The organism is Bradyrhizobium sp. JYMT SZCCT0428 (genome assembly GCF_018131075.1).
Lineage (GTDB): Bacteria > Pseudomonadota > Alphaproteobacteria > Rhizobiales > Xanthobacteraceae > Bradyrhizobium.
The window spans coordinates 103,034-120,610 of the sequence record NZ_JAFCLS010000009.1; the positions used below are offsets into that span (position 1 = coordinate 103,034).

Sequence of the window (17,577 nt, forward strand, 5' to 3'; positions counted from 1 at the left end):
CAATGATGAAGCGGCTTGAAGGTGATTTCGACTATATCGTCGTCGGCGCAGGCACGGCCGGGTGCATCATGGCCAACCGGCTTTCGGCCGATCCCAGCAATCGCGTGCTGATCCTGGAGGCCGGCGGCAACGACAACTGGATCTGGTTTCACATCCCGGTCGGTTACCTCTTCGCGATTGGCAATCCCCGCTCCGACTGGATGTTCAAGACCGAGCCGGAGCCCGGCCTCAACGGCCGCGCGCTGGCCTATCCCCGCGGCAAGGTGATCGGCGGCTCGTCGGCGATCAACGCCATGATCTCGATGCGGGGCCAGGCCGCCGATTACGATCACTGGCGCCAGCTCGGCCTCACCGGCTGGGGCTATGACGACGTGCTGCCGCACTTCCTGGCGCTCGAAGATCATTTCCTCGGCAAGAGCGAACATCATGGCGCGGGCGGCGGCTGGCGCATCGAAGCGCCCCGGCTGTCCTGGGCAGTGCTGGATGCCGTCGGCGACGCCGCCGCGCAGATGGGCATCCGCCGCATCGCCGATTTCAACACCGGCGACAATGAAGGCATCAGCTATTTCCACGTCAACCAGAAGCGCGGCCGCCGCTGGTCCTCCGCGCGGGGCTTCCTCAAGCCGGTGCTGAACCGCCAGAATCTGCGGCTGGAAAAGAACGTGCTTGTCGACCGGCTGATTGTCGACAACGGCCGCGCCGTCGGCGTACGTTTCATGCAGGGCAACGAGATCGTCGAGGCCCGCACCAAGGGCGAAGTCATTCTCTGCGCAGGCTCGATCGGATCGACGCAGGTGCTGCACCGTTCCGGCATTGGTCCGGCCGACTGGCTGTCGCCGCTTGGCATCGATGTCACGCTCGATCGCCAGGGCGTGGGCCGCAACCTTCAGGACCATCTGCAGCAGCGCGCGATCTACAAGGTCGAGGGCGTCCGCACCCTGAACGAGACCTATTACAATCTGTTCCGGCGCGGCCTGATGGGGCTCGACTACGCGTTCCGCCGCCGCGGCCCGCTGACCATGGCGCCGTCGCAGCTCGGCATCTTCACGCGCTCCGATCCGCATCGCGAGCGCGCCAACATCCAGTTCCACGTGCAGCCGCTGTCGCTCGACAAATTCGGCGATCCCCTGCACCGTTTCCCCGCCATCACGGTCAGCGCCTGCAATCTGCGGCCGACGTCGCGCGGCACCGTGCGCATCCGAGCCGCAGAGGCCGACAAGGCGCCCGCGATCGCACCGAACTATCTGTCGACCGATGAAGACCGTCAGGTCGCCGCCGACGCCATCCGCACCACGCGGCGGCTGATGAAGCAACAGGCGCTGGCGCGATTTCGCCCCGAAGAATATCTGCCCGGTCCCAGCGTCGGCGACGACGATGCAGCGCTGGCGAAAGCCGCCGGCGATATCGGCACCACGATCTTCCATCCCGTCGGCACCGCGAAGATGGGATCAGCTTCCGATGCCAGTTCCGTCGTCGACGAGCGCCTGCGCTTTCACGGCATCGCCGCCTTGCGCGTCGCTGACGCCTCTGTCATGCCGACGATCACGTCGGGCAACACGAATACGCCGACGGCGATGATCGCCGAGAAAGGCGCGACCATGATTTTGGAGGATGCCCGCGCTTGACGAGTTCGCAGCGGATTTCGGTCGGCGATACCAACACACGCATCGCGCTGGCGCGATGGGGTGCGGAGGATCGAGGTAAGGCGCCTGTCCTGTTGCTGCACGGCACCGGTTTCGTCGCCGAGGTCTGGGACGACGTCGCCCGCGAACTCGCGCAGGACTACGCGGTCTACGCACTCGACCGCCGTGGCCATGGCGACAGCCACAAGCCTGCGGCCAACCGCTATCACTTCCAGGATTTTGCCGAGGATGTGTGCCGGGTGGTCGAGGCCCTCGATCTTACGAACATCTACGGCATCGGACACAGCGCCGGCGCGACTGATCTGTTGTTGGCGGCGAAACTGATGCCTGCGCGCTTTGCACGGCTGTTCGTGATGGAGCCGACGGTGATGGATCCGCGCGCGGCTCGACCGGATGGCTTGAGCGATTTCGGCAAAAGCGCCGTGCAGGGCGCGCGGCGTCGACAGGCCGAATTCGAAAGTGCGGACGCCGCATTCGCGCGCTACCGTGCCGCGCCGGCTTTTGCAAAATGGACGGAAAATTCGCTGCGGGCTTACATCCGGCACGGCTTCGCGCAGCAAGACGATGGCCGGGTGCGGCTGCGCTGCACGCCTGAAATTGAATCGGCGGTGCTGCTTCCGATCATGGAGGCGATGGAGCAGGTTTACGAGGGCGACGCGCGCGGCAATCCGTTCGCGTGGCTGTCCGAGATCGAATGCCCCGTGCGCGTGGCCACCACGGAAAAATCCTGGTCGATCTACAAAGAGATGGCGTCTTGCGCGGTAGCCCTGCTTCCGGCCGCGAGCCAATGGACCTTCGACGGCGCCGGCCACAGCGTGGCCCAGGATGCGCCTGAACTCGTGCTCGGGGCGTTGAAGGCGTTCGAAGCACAGGTCGGATAACGGGCCATCACAATCCAGCGCTTGCGATGATGTCGCGAAACGGTTGCCGCCGTTGCGCGAACCCTGTCGCGCGTGCGCAAGCCTGTTTGACTCGTCCGCAGAATGAATATAGGTTCATGTTTCCTGAGTATTAATTCACGATACTGGAATCCTGGATTCACAATGGCCCAAGCGCAGGTTCGGCGGCAGCAGATCGAGGACACGCTCAAGAACGTCATCAAGGTCACGCGCGACCTGATCGCCGAGGGCGGATGGTCGGCGGCGCAGATATCCGTGATTGCAAGCCGCGCCGGTCTCGCGACCGGCTCGGTCTACCGCTACTTCGATTCCAAGGTCGATCTGTGCGTGCAGGTGCTGTCGGAAGTCTCGAAGCGCGAGGCCGAAGTCGCAGCCGGGATCATCGATTCCGAAGGCGACGCCACCTCGCGGATGCATGACGCCGTGGCGACGTTCGTGCGGCGGGCCGCGCGCGAGCCCCGCCTGGCCTACGCCCTGATCGCCGAACCCTGCGAGCCGGCGCTCGACGAAGCCAGACTCCAATACCGCGATGCGCTCGCCAAGCAGTTTGCCCGGCTGATCGACGACGGCATCCGCCGCGGCGAGTTCATCGACATGCCGAGCGACGTCATCTCCACCTGCGTGACCGGCGCCATGATGGAGCCGCTGATCCGGCCGCTCGCGCGCGCCACGAGGCCCCGGAAGCAGGAGATCGAGACGCTGGCCGAACAGGTGGCGATCGCGTGCGTTCGGATGGTCCGCGCCAATTCGCCGAAGCTGACCAGCATCAAGAAGCCCCGGAGAGCCCAATGAATTTGACGCTCCAGGCGCAGCGCGCGGACCATCAACTTCCGCCTGTCGAAACCCACCAGGTTCTGAACCAGGCCAGTCCCTGCAGCGGATACAACGCATTCACCGGCGATGTCGTGCTGCGCGACATGGTCGAACGCCATGCGCCATGGAGCGCCACCAACGCCTCGGCGGTCGGTGCGCTTGCCGGCGACGCGCAGGTTCAGGAAGCCGCAAGGCTGGCCAACGAACATGGACCGCAGCTGCGAAGCCACGACCGCTTCGGCAACCGGACCGACTGGGTCGAATTCCATCCATCCTGGCACCAGCTGATGGGACTGGCGTTCGGCAACGGCGTTCACAGCCTTGCCTGGACCGCCGCGCAGCCCATGGGCCATTTCGCGCGCGCGGTGCTCAGCTATCTCTGGAACCAGGTGGAAAGCGGCGTCGGCTGTCCGACCGGAATGGCCTATGCCGCCGCCGCCGGTTTTGCCGGCAAGCCCGAATTTGCGCTGTGGCGCGAAAAGACGCTGTCCACGCAATATGACCCAAGGCGCCTGCCGGTCGAGCAGAAAACCGGTGCGGTGATCGGTTACGCCATGACCGAAAAACAGGGCGGCTCGGATTTGCGGCAAACGCAAACCATCGGCGTGCTTGCCGGCAGCGAGAACGGCGCGCAGGTCTATCTGCTGACAGGACACAAATGGTTCTTCTCCGTCCCCACCTGCGACGGTTTCTACACGCTGGCGCGGACCAAATCCGGCGTCAGCTGCTTCTTCGTGCCCCGCCTGCTCGCCGACGGCAGCGCCAATCGCGTTTTCGTGCAGCGCCTCAAGGACAAATGCGGCAACCGCTCCAACGCATCGAGCGAAGTCGAATTCAACCGCACCTTTGCGATGCTGGTCGGCGAGGAAGGTGGCGGCATCCGCGAGATCCTGTCCCACGCCCACCTCACGCGGCTCGATTTTGCGGTCGGGTCCGCCGGCCTGATGCGCCAGGCGCTGACACTGGCCATCAACCACGCCTCGACGCGCAACGGTTTTGGTCACCGGATGGCCGATCTGCCGATGCAGGCGAACGTTCTGGCCGACCTTGCGCTGGAAAGCGAAGCGGCAACGCTTGCCGCGCTTCGGATCGCGCGGGCGACCGACGGCATGCACTTGAGCGAGAGCGAACGGTTGCTCGCACGCGTCGCCACGCCGGTCGTAAAGTTCTGGAACTGCCAGCGCGCCACTACCTTTGTCTATGAAGCCCTCGGGGTTCACGGCGGCAACGGCTTCATCATGGAGAACCCGATCGCGCGGCTCTATCGCGAGGCGCCGCTGAACTCGATCTGGGAAGGCACGTCCAACATGATGTGCATGGACGTGTTGCGGGCGCTGAGCCGTGAGGAAGGCGCGCTCGAAGCGTTCATGACGGAGGTGTCCGGCGCGGGCGCGGCGGATCGGGCGCACGGGCAATTCCTGTCCGACCTGAACGATGATCTCGGCGCCCGCGTCAATGACGAGGGCAACGGCCGCGCCATCGTCACGCGCATGGCGCTGGCGTTGCAGGCCAGCGAAATGTTGAAGCACAGCCCGGCAAGTGTCGCGGATCGCTTCGTCAGCTCACGGCTCGGAAACCGCCATGCCGGCGTAATCGGCACGCTCACCAACGGTCCTGATATCGGCGACATCGTCGCGCGCGCCACCGTCAACTGAGGAATCCCTGATGGGCAAGATGGAAGTCATCCCGATCTCAAACGTACAGGCCGCGGTATCGACTGTGGAATGGCAAACCCGCATCCACCTCGCCGCGTGTTACCGCCTGATGGCGGCGTATGGCATGACCGATCTGATCTACAACCACATCAGCGCGCGCATCCCCGGCGCGGCGGAACACTATCTGATCAACCCCTATGGCATGCTGTACGAGGAGATCACGGCATCGAGCCTGGTCAAGATCGACGTCGACGGCTCGACGATCCTGCAGCCGGACCATGGTTACAATGTCAACGTGGCGGGCTTCTATCTGCACGCGCCGATTCAGAAGACCCGTCCGGACCTGCAGTGCATCATCCACACGCACAGCCGCGCCGGTACGGCGGTGAGCGGATTGCGCGAGGGCTGTTGCCGCTGTCGCAGACGGCGATGCGCTTTTTCGGCCGCATCGGCTATCACGATTTCGAAGGGCCGGCGATCAGCGGGGCGGAGTGCGACCGCATCACCTCTGACCTTGGCCCCCACGACATCCTGATCCTGCGCAATCACGGGCTGCTCGCCTGCGGCCGCAGCATCCCGCAGGCCTTCAACGCCATGTACTGGCTGGAGAACGCCTGCCGCATCCAGGTCGACATGCTCTGCTGCAACCGTCCTTTGTATCAGCCGACCGCCGCCGCCATCGACAATACGGTGACCTGCTTTGCAGGCACCGAAATCACGCTGCTGAACGAGGCCGAGACCAACCCTACCATCAATGAAGACGCGCGCGGTGGCGCGGGCGGTTATGGCGGGCTGGAGTGGGACGCCTTGCTGCGCAAGCTCGATCGCATGGATCCCGCCTTCCGGAGTTGACGATGCAAGAACAAAGACAAGAACAGAGGCACGGCTTCATTGGGTGCGGCCGCGTTGGCCGCACGCTCGCGCAGGCCTTCGCGAATGCCGGTTACATGGTGACAGGCGCCTGGAGCCGGAAGGCGGCCGATCCGGCGCTGATGGCACAGGAAGTACCCGGCCTGCATTCGCTTGCAAGCGCGCAGGCGGTGGCCGATGCCTGCGACTTCGTCTGGCTGACCGTGGCCGACGACGCCATTGCGACGGTCGCAGACGGCATCGCGTGGAGCGCGCGGCACCGGGTCATCCACTGCAGCGGCGCGACCGAGATTGGCGCGCTTCAGAATGCGAAAGATCACGGCGCATCGATCGGCGGATTCCACCCGATGCAGATGTTCACCAATCCCGCCGTCGCGCTGAAGGGACTGCCGGGTTGCACCGTCGGGGTCGAGGCCGAGGCCGAACTTCTCGAAGCGCTGCGACGAATGGCATCGGACATCGGTTGCATCCCGGTGCAGGTGCCTGCTGGGCAGCGCGCGCTGTATCACGCCTCCGCCTACTATGTCGGCCCGTTCCTGATCGCGCTGCTCGCCGAAGGCGCGAACCTGTGGCGGAAGTTCGGGGCGAGCGAAAAACAAGCGCTCGATGCGATGCTGCCGCTGCTTGCGGGGACCCTTTCCGCTGTCCGCGATGGCGGCCTCGCCCACGGCATGGGCGGGTGTGTCGCCAGAGGCGACATCGGAACCGTCCGCAAGCACCTCACTGCGCTGGACCGGTACGATCCGGATGCAGGTCAACTCTATCGCGCGCTGGCAAAACGCAACATTCCGCTCGGGATCGCCCGCGGCAGCCTGAGCGCGGCTGCCGCCGAACGCATCGGCGAGACGCTTGCGATGGACGCAAAGGCGGACGCCTGAGGCCATCGAGGTTTCGGATGATGATCCGCCGGCCGGCTATGTCTGCGGAGGGTAGCGATCGAACAACGGCAATTCGTGTGCGCGCTCCATCCAGCTGACCCGCTCGGCGACCTGGACGTGCACCATGACCGGAACGGCATCGGGATCGTCATAGGTGCCGCTTTGCACGTCGATGATCCCGGGCAGCATGTTCGCATTGGTGTAGAACAGGCCGGTTCCGCAATTGGCGCAAAACTGCCGCCTTCCGTGCTCGGAAGACGCGTAGACCTTCGGCTCGCCCTGCGTCACCTTGACTGCGTCTTCGGCGTACATCGCCCAGCCGACCATCGGTGCTCCGGCGTGCCGCCGGCAATCCGCGCAATGACACAACGCATGCACGATCAGGTCGCCGTCCACCTGGTAGCGGATCGCGCCGCAATGACAGCCGCCGGAAATGCGCATCAGTCTTCTCCACATGATTGTCGGGATGAGAATACTATGGCGCGGATCAGCCGAAAACTGCGGCATAAGCGCATGTACGCCGCACGGAACTCAAAAGCGATCTTCCGCTTGCCCGATAGCGATTGCGTGTTGCGCTTTGGTGTTGCGTGTCGGCGTTACGCCGACTTCCGCACGGCGTTGTCGACCAGCGTCTTGCCGAGCGACCAGATCGCGCCGGGCACCTTGTGGCTGGAGGCGATGACGGTGTCGAACGCCTTTTCGATCCAGCTGCAGTCTTCTTCCGTAATGACAAGAGGTGGCAGCAGCTTGATGGTGTGGCTGCCATGACCGGAGACCTGGGTCAGGATCTTGTGATCCTTGAACAGCGGCACCGTGATGAGCTGGCAGAACAGGCCCTTGTTGGCGGTCTCGAGCACGTTCCAGGAAGCCTTCAGCCGCAGCGATTTCGGCGGACCGAATTCGATGCCGATCATCAGCCCCTTGCCGCGCACTTCCTTCAGCAATTCGTAGCCGGGCACCATGCGCGTCAACGCCAGACGAAGCTCGGCGCCGCGCTTGGCGGCCTGCTCGACCAATTTTTCTGCCTTCATCACTTCGAGCGTGGCGATACCGGCCGCCATCGCCAGATCGTTCTTTGCAAAGGTCGAGCCGTGCACGACCGCGCGGTCCATTTGATTGAAGATCTTGTCGAAGATGCTCTTGCGCGTCAGCAGCGCGCCGACCGGCACATGACCGCCCGACAGCGCTTTCGCCAGCAGCACCATGTCGGGTTCGACGTTCCAGTGCTCGACCGCCAAAAACTTGCCGGTGCGGCCGATCCCGGTCTGGATTTCGTCGGCGATGAACAGCGTGCCGTATTTGCGGCACAGCGCAAGCGCGCCCGGCAGGAATTCGTCGGTGGGCAGGTTGACGCCCTTGCCCTGGATCGGCTCGACGATGAAGGCGGCGACCTGACGCGACGACAGCGCCTGTTCGAGGGCGGCGAGATCGTTGAACGGGATCTGGGTGCATCCCGGCAGCAGCGGTTCGAAGCCACTGCGGAAGTTCGAATCATCCATCAGCGACAGGGCGCCGTAGGACAATCCATGAAAGGAGTGCGAACAGGAGACGATGCCGGGCCGCCCGGTGGCGCCACGGGCAAATTTGATCGCGGCCTCGACGGTTTCGGCGCCGGAATTGGCGAAAAACACCTTGTCCAGATATGGCACATGTTCGAACAGACGTTCGGCCAGCACCCCGGCCAGCGTCGAGACGTCGAGCTGCACCAGATTCGGAAAATCGGCGTCGAGCACGCTTTTCAGCGCATGGCGCAACGCCGGATGGTTGCGGCCAATCGCAAAAACGCCAAATCCGCTCAGTAGGTCGAGATAACGGGCCCCGTCACGATCGAACAGGTATTGACCTTGACCCTTCTGAAAGCCGACATCATAGCCAATCGTCTTGAGCACGCGGACGAGCTGCTCGTTCAAATGGCGCGAATGCATGGAACTGCGCTGCGCCTGGCGCTCCACAAACATCTCGGAAACGTCTAGATTTGAACTTAGCATTCGTTACATACGTCGCTTGATGGCCATTTCGTCAACTGAAAACGCCCAATGCGGCGTTTTGACCCCTCTCGGATCATCTACATAAGCATAAGCATAGGTTTGAACCATGTTGCACTGCCCAAGAACTGTCGCGCGCAGAATAGTTTTTTCCGGATTCATTTTTGCCACAGGTGTTACTTCCGCACTGGCCGCCGACCCCACAGGCGATTGGAAAGTGGCCGACGGCGTCGCCAACATTCGCGTAGCACAATGTAACGGCAACATGTGGGGTGCCGTCGCCTGGGAGAAGACGCCGGGTGGCCGGGATTCGAATAATCCGGATGCCTCAAAGCAGAGCAGACCGACACTGGGCATGCCGATCCTGATCAACATGAAGAAGAAACCCGGCGTCGATGCGTGGGAAGGCCAAGTCTACAACGCCAAGGACGGACAGTCTTACAGCTCGACCATCAAGCCGATCGGAACCGACCAGCTCGAGATTCAAGGCTGCGTGCTGGGCTTCCTGTGCGGCGGCGAGACCTGGACCCGCGTCGGGCCGCCGATTCCTTCAAGCCCCAGCAACAGCATGGCCAAGGGCGCCGCGCCGAAAAATCAGGCAGGTGCAGCACCGAAGGCTGGCGCCTCGGCGACAGCGCCGGGTCTGACGCCCGCGCCCGGCTCGCCGGCGGCAACCGCCGCGCCGAAGACCACGGGTGCCGTGAGCCCGGCGCCGGGTCAAAAGCCCGTCGCCGGCCAGAAACAGGCGGCCGCCGATCCCGTCGGCGATATCTGCCTACTCCCCGATATCGCGCGGTTTGCCCATTAGCGCAGGCTGAAACAGCAGCACCGCCGCCAGCGTGGTGATGAGCGAGAGCGCCAGCAATTTACCCATGCTGGCGGTACCGGGATGACTGGATAGCCACAGGCTTCCGAAAGCCGTGGCGGTCGTCAGCGCGCTGAAAAAGATGGCGCGCGTCAGGCTGGTCTGCAGCAGATTCGTTCTGCCCGATCGCCATGCCGTCACGTAATAGATCTTGAAGGCAACGCCGATGCCGAGCATCAGCGGCCACGCGACGATGTTGGCGAAGTTGAGCGGCAGCCCGATCAGCACGCAGATCTCCATCGTCACCGCGCCGGCCACCAGCAGCGGCACCAGCGTCAGCAGCACGTCGGCGACCCGCCGCAACGCCAGCCAGAGCAGCACGCTGATCACGATCAGCGCCCAGATGCCGGCGTGGATGAATGCCTTGACGACGGTGTCGCCGGATTTGAGGATCGAGACAGGTCCGCCGATCGCAGTCGGCTCGGCGGCGAGAACCGCATCGGCAAACTTGCGCAGAACTTCATTGTCGTTCGGATCCCCCTTCGGCAGCGCCTCGACGCGCATCAGGCCGTCCTTGGTCTTCCAGCTGCTCACGAGTTCGGGCGGCAAGGTCTTCAACGTGACCGACTGGGCCTGCATCGTGTTCTTGAGCTGGTCGAAGGTTATCTTGAGCGGGATGACGAAAATACTCTGCGCCTTGTCGCGGACCGCTTGGGTTGATTCGGCCAGCTTCGCCAGCGCATCGGCCAGCCGCCGTGCCGCGACCGCGCCCGGGCCTTTGCCATCACCGGCGGTCTTGCGCAAATTGTCGACCGAGCTCTTGAGCGCCTCGACGTTCTCGGCATCGGTCGGCGCCGCATCGACGGAATCCGGATTGAGCGCAGGACCCACCACCTTGGCGGCCTGCGCGATCAGCTTCAGCTTGGCCGGCTGATCCTCCGGCACGAAACTGTCGAGCGACATCACGCGAAGCACTTCCGGCACCTTCTCCAGCTTCGCCTCGATCTTCTTGGCGTCGGCGTCCGAATTGGTCATCACGTTGATGGCGTTGGCGCCGGTGTTCGGATCCTTGCGCAGGTCAAGGAAGGTCGCAATCGACTCGACCTGCGAGTTGCGCAGATTGATCGGGTTGAAGTCGAACTTCATGAAATAGAGCAGCGGCAGACCGGCCAGCGCGACCAAAATCGTGCCGACGATGATGACGACGCGATGCCGCTCGAGAAAGTCATCGACCGGCGCCAGGAAGGCGTAGCCGACCGGCTCGCTTTCGCCGGGCGGGTTGAGCAGCGTCAGCATCGCCGGCAACGTCGTGATGCTAGTGATGAACGCCACCAGCATGCCGGCGCCGGCGATCTTGCCGAGTTCGGAAATGCCCTTGTAGTCGGTCGGCAGGAAGCACAGGAAACCGGCGGCGGTCGCCATCGCCGCGAGCGACAGCGGAACCGCCGAGCGGCGGGCCGCGCTCTCCAGCGCGAGCACCAGATCATCGTTCTTGAAGCGCTCCGAACGATAGCGGACGCTGAACTGGATGCCGAAATCCACGCCGAGGCCGACGAACAGCACGGCGAACGCGACCGACAGCAGATTGAGCGAACCCACCATCATCAGGCCGACCGCGGTGGTGATGGCAAGGCCGACGAACAGGTTCACGAACACGGCGAAGATGATCTTGCCTGAATGCAGCGCCATCCAGAGAATCACGAGCACGATCACGACGGTGCCGATGCCGTTGACGATCGCGCCGTCCTGGACGGTGGCGTATTCCTCATTGGCGATCGGAATCGGTCCGGTCAGCCGCACGCGCGCGCCATACTCGCCCGCGAAATTCAGCTCCTTGGCCGCCTGCCGGATCGCGTCGGTGGCTTCCTTGCCGGGCTCGAGCGCGTTGTAGTCGACCTTCGGCTTGAATTCGATGAAGGCGCGCTTGTCGGAATCGCCGAGCGGCTTGTCGCTGACGAGTTCGCGCCACGAGAATGTCGCCGTTCCCTTGCTCAGGATGTTCTCGACGGTCTGCGAGATCTGGTTGAAAGGCCGTTCCGCATTGTCGAGCTTGACCTGGCCGCGCTTGATGCCGGCAAGGCCGGTTTCCAGCGCGCCGGTCAAACCGCGGATCGAGGGATCGCCGGCCATGATTTCGATCAGCGGCGCGGCGGCTTCGAGTTGGCCGGCGACCTTGCCGACCTCCTCCACGGGCAGGAACAACAGCCCGTTCTTCTCGAAGAACTCGCCGGAACCGAGCGGCTGCACCGATTCGAAATTCTTGGTGTCGCCCGCAAGCTTATCGGCCAGCGCCTTGCCGGCGGCACTGGTTAGCTCGGGGGTCGGGCCCTCGACGACGGCCAAAATCAGCTTCTCGCGATCGAACGCCTTCTCAAACTGGTTGTCGCGTTTGCGCCAGTCCAGGTCGGGCGAAATCAGCGTGTTGATGTCGGTATTGATGACGAAGTTGCGGGCCGCATAGAAGCCCGCGCCAATCGCGAGGAGCAGCGAAAAGACGACGATAAGGGTGGCAAACCGCGTGCACGCTCTAACAATTGAGACAACCAGGCTGGTCAGCACATCATTTCTTTCTAAGTCTTAATAGGGAGCTTGCCGAAAACGTCCGCTGTCTAGCGGAGTTCCCGGGGGCGATCTACATCGGGCGATCTATTGTTGTGGTTACTGTCAGAGAGGCCCGCTCAGAGAAGGCAAAACGGGCCGAAATGGCATTGAGAAACCCCATATAGACGCCCAGTGCGGGCGAGAAAGTGACGAAACGGTGAGGAATTGGACGGAGTTCGGGTATTATGATACTTCCATCGACCCCAAGCCAAACACGGCCTTTTGCGTTCCGGCTTTTCTAGATGCTAATTTTTTGACACAAAGCCCTGTGCTTCCATGTGCTTGGGTGGATTACCCCCGGAACGGTGGTGCGGTTATTGCAGTTTGTTCGGCCGGGCCCGGCAGGACTGGCTGGACGAAGTCGTTTGAATGAATTTGGTGCAACTTGGGTAATGAGCGTCCCATGGAAGTCTATCTGGCGCAGCCCCGCGGATTTTGCGCGGGCGTCGTGCGTGCCATCGAGATTGTCGAGCGTGCGCTGCAGAAATACGGCCCGCCGGTCTATGTGCGTCACGAGATCGTGCACAACAAATACGTGGTCGAAAGCCTGAAGAACAAGGGCGCGATCTTCGTCGAGGACCTGTCGGAAGTTCCCCCGCTCGCCGTTACCGTGTTCAGCGCCCATGGTGTGGCCCGCAGCGTCGAGGAGGAGGCTGCCGCCCGCGGCCTGCCCGTCCTCAATGCCACCTGCCCCCTCGTCACCAAGGTCCACAATCAGGGCAAACGGTACATGTCCAAGGGCCGGGCCCTGATCCTGATCGGCCATGCCGGCCACCCCGAGGTCGAGGGAACCATGGGTCAGGTTCCAGGAACCGTCCTTTTGGTCCAGAACGTCGACGATGTGGCCTCCCTGACCCTCCCGGTCGACACCCCGGTGGCCTATATTACCCAGACCACCCTCAGCGTTGACGACACAAAGGACATAATTGCGGCCCTTCAGGCCCGTTTTACAGATATTCAAGGCCCCGACATCCGGGATATCTGCTATGCGACACAGAACCGCCAATCTGCGGTAAGGGACCTGAGCAAACTGGTGGACGTCATTTTGGTGGTGGGGGCCGCCAATAGTTCCAACTCAAACAGGCTTCGCGAGATCGGCACCGAGGTCGGGGTCGCGAGTTATCTCATTGCCGATGGCAGCGAGTTGAACCCTGATTGGCTTAAGGATGCGAAAGCCGTCGGCATCACGGCGGGCGCCTCGGCGCCCGAAGTTTTGGTCGACGACGTGATCGAGGCTTTGAGACGTATCGGACCCGTCACGGTGTCGGTGCTTCCTGGGAGGGAAGAAAATATCGAATTCCGGCTTCCAGCCGAACTGACTGCGGGCTGATCCATTCACGAGTTACGACGACTAAGGTCCAGAAAGAAATCCTGTAATGGCAATACCGTTCTTCAAGGAGTTGCGTATCGGCGGCTATCTGATCAAGCAGAAGCTGCTTGGCCGGAAGCGCTATCCGCTGGTGCTGATGCTCGAACCGTTGTTTCGCTGCAACCTCGCCTGCGTCGGCTGCGGCAAGATCGACTATCCCGATGCGATCCTCAATCGCCGCATGTCGGCGCAGGAGTGCTGGGACGCGGCCGATGAATGCGGCGCACCGATGGTGGCGATCCCCGGCGGCGAACCACTGATCCATAAGGAGATCGGCGAAATCGTGCGCGGCCTCGTGGCCCGCAAGAAGTTCGTCTCGCTCTGCACCAACGCGCTGCTGCTGGAAAAGAAACTCGATCTGTTCGAGCCCTCGCCGTATCTGTTCTTCTCGGTGCATCTGGACGGCCTGAAGGATCACCACGACAAGGCGGTGTCGCAGAAGGGCGTGTTCGACCGCGCGGTTTCGGCGATCAAGGCTGCGAAGGCGCGCGGCTTCACCGTCAACGTCAATGCCACGATCTTCGACGGTCATGCGGCGGAAGAGATCGCCAAGTTCCTCGACTTCACCACCGAACTCGGTGTCGGTGTCTCGATGTCGCCGGGCTACGCCTATGAGCGCGCGCCGGACCAGGAGCACTTCCTCAACCGCACCAAGACCAAGAAGCTGTTCCGCGACGTCTTCGCCCTCGGCAAGGGCAAGAAGTGGAACTTCATGCATTCCGGGCTGTTCCTCGACTTCCTGGCCGGCAACCAGAGCTACGAATGCACCCCGTGGGGCATGCCGGCGCGCAACATTTTCGGCTGGCAGAAGCCCTGCTATCTGCTCGGCGAGGGCTACACCAACACCTTCAAGGAATTGATGGAGACCACCGACTGGGAGACCTACGGCACCGGCAAGTACGAGAAGTGCGCCGACTGCATGGCGCATTGCGGCTATGAGCCGACCGCCGCCAATGCCGCGCTGGTCAATCCGTTGAAGGCGATGTGGGTGGCGCTGCGCGGCGTCCGGACGTCAGGTCCGATGGCGCCGGAGATCAACCTCGATAACCAGCGCCCGGCGCAATACATCTTCTCGTCGGAAGTACAGAAGCGCCTGTCGGAGATCCGCAAGGACGAGGCGGCTGCCGCAGCCGCCAAGCAGCAGCAGAAAGCCTCCACGGCCGCCTGAGGGCGACCGAGAGCGCAACGCGGCCAGCCCGCGTTGCGTGAAGGCGAGACTCAAAACAAAGAGCACAAAACAAAAATGCCGTCGCACATGCGACGGCATTTTTCGTTGCAGCGGATTATTTCAGCCGTCGTCAGGCGTTGGCCGCGGCCAGCCCCTCGCCGCCGGAGATGAAGCCGCGGCAGCCGCGCAGCGAACGCAGCGCACGATTAAAATCGATGCCCGTGGACACTAGCGCGCGCAACGTTCTCGGATTGCGCGCGACGCCGCGCAGTATCTTGCGCAGGTCGATATCGCCGTTCGGCTTGATCGCGCTCTTGGCCAAAGCCGGCAGCGCGCGGCTGGCAGGATCGGAGATGACGCGGAGGGCCGCGAACGGAATGCCTGCCTTGGCCGCATAGGCCGCCGCGATATGGCTTTCCATGTCGACCGCCGCAGCCCCCGTCTCCGAATGCAGCGCGGCCTTGCAGGCGGTCGCCGCGATGACCTGCTCCACTCCGGCCAGACCGCCGCGAATCACGCGCCGCCGCCGCAGCGCGGCGCTGGCAATCACTTCCTCGTTGAGCGCCAGACCGGCCAGAAAACGGGTATCGCCGGCCAGAACCTCGGTCGCGACCACGACATCGCCCGACTTCAGCGACGGATCGAGCCCGCCGGCGACGCCGAAAGAGATGACGCCCCTGAATGTCGATGAATCCAGTGTCGCGAGCAGCGCGCGCAATTGCTGCGGATCGCTACTGCTGCAGATCACGATCATGCCTGGACCGGCCGCAATGCGGGCCTCTTGTACCAAGCCTGTAACGATCAAAACCGGCCGCGGATCAATTTGATTGAGATCACCCGAATTGAGATCACCCGAATTGTCCACGATCGCGGCGGCCCCCGCCCCCAAAGTCACATCCCGACCCCTACCACCCTGCTGTTGGTGCTTCTCAAATTCCGATACCGCGCCATCGCCCAGAGCGGAAAGAACTTCGAGTAGCCATGATAACGCAAATAAAACACCCGCGGAAACCCCGTAGCCGTGTAGCGCGGCTCATCCCACAGCCCTTTTTCGGTCTGTGTGGTTTTTAGGTACTCCACACCGCGCGCAACTGCCGGGTTCCCGACCTCGCCCGCTGCCATCAGTCCAAGCAAGGCCCATGCCGTTTGCGAGGAGGTCGATGGTGCGGCCTCGAATCCCCTGTAGTCCAGCCGGTAGCTGACCGCATCCTCGCCCCAGCCGCCGTCCTGATTCTGAATCGATAGCAGCCAATCGACCGCCTTTCGAATCATTGGGTCCTGATGGTCGACACCTGCGACATTTAGCGCACAGAGCACCGACCAGGTGCCGTAGACGTAGTTCAGCCCCCAACGGCCGTACCACGAGCCTTCGGCAAGCTGGGTGCGGCGCAGATAGTCGATGCCGTCGGCAACAGCCTTGCTGGTTGCGGCGGTTTCGCCGAGTTGGGCCAGCATCGAGACGCAGCGCGCGGTGACGTCCTCGGTCGGCGGATCGAGCAGCGCGCCATGGTCGGAGAACGGGATGTTGTTGAGATAATATTCGAGGTTGTTGACGTCGAAGGCGGCCCAGCCGCCATCGCGGCTCTGCATGCCCTCGATCCACTCGCGGCCGCGCGCGATCGCGGTATCGTACTCGTTGCTTCCGGACTGCTTGCGCGCGCGGTCCATCGCCATGACAACGACGGCGGTGTCGTCGAGATCCGGATAGTAGGCGTTGTTGTACTGGAACGCCCAGCCGCCCGGCCGCACGTCGGGACGCTTCACCGCCCAGTCGCCCTTGACGTCGAGAACCTGCTTCGGGACCAGCCAGTCCAGCGCCTGCTTGGTCTGCGGCAACATTTCCGTGCCGCCCGCTTCGATCATTGCGTGGCAGGTCAGCCCGGTGTCCCACACCGGTGACACACATGGCTGGCAATAGGCTTCGTGTTCGCCGATCACGAGCAATCTATCGATACCCCGGCGGGTGACGGCGCGCGGCGGATAATCCACGGGCCTGCCGAACGCCTCATACATCATCACGGTGTTGGCCATCGGCGGATAGATCGCGCCAAGACCATCCTCGCCGTTCAGCCGCTCTTCGATGAAGGCCACGGCCTCGTCGATCGCGCGGGCGCGAAGCTTTTTGGGAAACAGCGGTTCGATCGTGCGCAGGACGACATCGAGCGAGCGGAACAGCATGAACCAGCCCCAGCTCTGATGCGGCGCCTTCGCCGTCATGCCGACCGACTTCGGATCCTGCAGGAACAATTCGTCGATCCCGACGCCTTTCGGATTCTTTGCCAGCGGCTTCAGCGCCGCCATCACCATCAGCGGCACGATCGTGGTGCGCGCCCAGTAGGAGATCTTGTTGATATGGAACGGCGACCACATCGGCAGCAGCATGATCTCGATCGGCAGCACCGGTACCGCGCGCCAGGTCAGCACGCCGTAGAAAGCCAGCAGGAAGCGGGTGAACACGTTGACTTTGGCGGCCCCGCCGCGCGAACGGATCGCCTCGCGCGCCCGCACCATGTGCGGCGCATCGACGGAATCGCCGATCATCTTCAGCGCGAAATAGGACTTCACGCTGGCGCTCATGTCGAACGCACCGTCCTGCACCAGCGGCCAGCCGCCATGATTGCCTTGCGTGCGCCTGATATAGTTGGCGATCTTGGCTTCGAGTTCGCTATCGACAGGCTCGGCGAGATAGTGGCGCAGCAGCACATATTCCGACGGAATCGTGCTGTCGGCTTCCAGCTCAAATACCCAGTGCCCGTCCGATTGCCGATAGCCGAGCAGCGCCTGCGTCGCCGAAGAGATCGATTTCTCCAGGGCGACGGGATCGACTGCCGCGATGGGATCGGCTGCCGCGACGGGATCGGCAACAACGCTGTGATCGACGGAAGACATTT

The 17,577-nt window shown here is 63.0% G+C and carries 14 protein-coding genes and 1 pseudogene; 9 read left to right on the top strand and 6 right to left on the bottom strand.

The genetic code is table 11. The annotated features are described in order from the left end of the window. The first annotated feature begins 2 nt into the window (after positions 1 to 2). The 6 genes and pseudogenes from JQ575_RS11660 to JQ575_RS11685 all read left to right on the top strand — a co-directional run bounded on the left by JQ575_RS11660 (position 3) and on the right by JQ575_RS11685 (position 6,758). A complete protein-coding gene (locus tag JQ575_RS11660; RefSeq protein WP_212033335.1) occupies positions 3 to 1,625 on the top strand; it encodes a GMC family oxidoreductase in 1,623 nt (540 codons plus the stop codon). Continuing rightward, positions 1,622 to 2,524 carry an alpha/beta fold hydrolase gene (locus JQ575_RS11665; protein ID WP_212033336.1) on the top strand — a complete coding sequence of 301 codons (903 nt, stop codon included), beginning with the start codon at positions 1,622 to 1,624 and terminating at the stop codon, positions 2,522 to 2,524. The genes JQ575_RS11660 and JQ575_RS11665 overlap by 4 nt, the downstream gene beginning before the upstream one ends. 162 nt (positions 2,525 to 2,686) lie before the next feature. Then, positions 2,687 to 3,334 carry a TetR/AcrR family transcriptional regulator gene (locus JQ575_RS11670; protein WP_212033337.1) on the top strand — a complete coding sequence of 216 codons (648 nt, stop codon included), beginning with the start codon at positions 2,687 to 2,689 and terminating at the stop codon, positions 3,332 to 3,334. Continuing rightward, positions 3,331 to 5,010: an acyl-CoA dehydrogenase family protein gene (locus tag JQ575_RS11675; protein ID WP_212033338.1), complete on the top strand. Its 1,680-nt coding sequence runs from the start codon at positions 3,331 to 3,333 to the stop codon at positions 5,008 to 5,010. Before JQ575_RS11670 ends, JQ575_RS11675 begins: the two co-directional genes overlap by 4 nt. A gap of 124 nt (positions 5,011 to 5,134) precedes the next feature. After that, positions 5,135 to 5,862 (top strand): annotated as a pseudogene (locus JQ575_RS11680) (class II aldolase/adducin family protein). 2 nt (positions 5,863 to 5,864) lie between these two features. Continuing rightward, positions 5,865 to 6,758, top strand: a complete 894-nt coding sequence (locus tag JQ575_RS11685) for a Rossmann-like and DUF2520 domain-containing protein (RefSeq protein WP_212033339.1) — start codon at positions 5,865 to 5,867, stop codon at positions 6,756 to 6,758. Positions 6,759 to 6,794: 36 nt separating this feature from the next. Here the strand turns inward: JQ575_RS11685 and JQ575_RS11690 are convergent, their stop codons facing one another. The 3 genes from JQ575_RS11690 to JQ575_RS11700 form a co-directional block, all read right to left on the bottom strand. Next, positions 6,795 to 7,199 (bottom strand): GFA family protein, encoded by a 405-nt coding sequence (locus tag JQ575_RS11690; RefSeq protein WP_212033340.1) that lies wholly within the window; start codon positions 7,197 to 7,199, stop codon positions 6,795 to 6,797. A gap of 155 nt (positions 7,200 to 7,354) precedes the next feature. Beyond that, positions 7,355 to 8,746, bottom strand: a complete 1,392-nt coding sequence (gene hpnO, locus JQ575_RS11695; protein ID WP_212033341.1) for an aminobacteriohopanetriol synthase HpnO — start codon at positions 8,744 to 8,746, stop codon at positions 7,355 to 7,357. Between the two features lie 3 nt (positions 8,747 to 8,749). Further along, entirely contained in the window at positions 8,750 to 8,914 is a 165-nt protein-coding gene (locus JQ575_RS11700; RefSeq protein WP_212033432.1) for a hypothetical protein, read from the bottom strand. On the opposite strand from JQ575_RS11700, the gene JQ575_RS11705 reads away from it, so the two are divergent. Beyond that, positions 8,853 to 9,551, top strand: coding sequence for a DUF2147 domain-containing protein (locus JQ575_RS11705; protein ID WP_212033342.1), 699 nt, complete (start codon positions 8,853 to 8,855; stop codon positions 9,549 to 9,551). The genes JQ575_RS11700 and JQ575_RS11705 overlap by 62 nt on opposite strands. On the opposite strand, the gene JQ575_RS11710 is transcribed toward JQ575_RS11705, so the two are convergent. Further along, positions 9,519 to 12,107 (bottom strand): MMPL family transporter, encoded by a 2,589-nt coding sequence (locus JQ575_RS11710; protein WP_212033343.1) that lies wholly within the window; start codon positions 12,105 to 12,107, stop codon positions 9,519 to 9,521. The genes JQ575_RS11705 and JQ575_RS11710 overlap by 33 nt on opposite strands. A 445-nt stretch (positions 12,108 to 12,552) precedes the next feature. On the opposite strand from JQ575_RS11710, the gene ispH reads away from it, so the two are divergent. Together ispH and hpnH are read left to right on the top strand one after the other, a co-directional pair. Further along, the gene (ispH, locus tag JQ575_RS11715) at positions 12,553 to 13,479 is read left to right on the top strand and encodes a 4-hydroxy-3-methylbut-2-enyl diphosphate reductase (protein ID WP_212033344.1); all 927 of its coding nucleotides are present in this window, start codon (positions 12,553 to 12,555) and stop codon (positions 13,477 to 13,479) included. Positions 13,480 to 13,525: 46 nt separating this feature from the next. Next, positions 13,526 to 14,686, top strand: a complete 1,161-nt coding sequence (hpnH, locus tag JQ575_RS11720) for an adenosyl-hopene transferase HpnH (RefSeq protein WP_212033345.1) — start codon at positions 13,526 to 13,528, stop codon at positions 14,684 to 14,686. A gap of 130 nt (positions 14,687 to 14,816) precedes the next feature. On the opposite strand, the gene JQ575_RS11725 is transcribed toward hpnH, so the two are convergent. Then, positions 14,817 to 15,509 (bottom strand): phosphorylase, encoded by a 693-nt coding sequence (locus tag JQ575_RS11725; protein WP_312015929.1) that lies wholly within the window; start codon positions 15,507 to 15,509, stop codon positions 14,817 to 14,819. 68 nt (positions 15,510 to 15,577) lie between these two features. Then, positions 15,578 to 17,575 (bottom strand): squalene--hopene cyclase, encoded by a 1,998-nt coding sequence (gene shc / locus JQ575_RS11730; RefSeq protein WP_212033346.1) that lies wholly within the window; start codon positions 17,573 to 17,575, stop codon positions 15,578 to 15,580. Positions 17,576 to 17,577 lie beyond the last annotated feature (2 nt).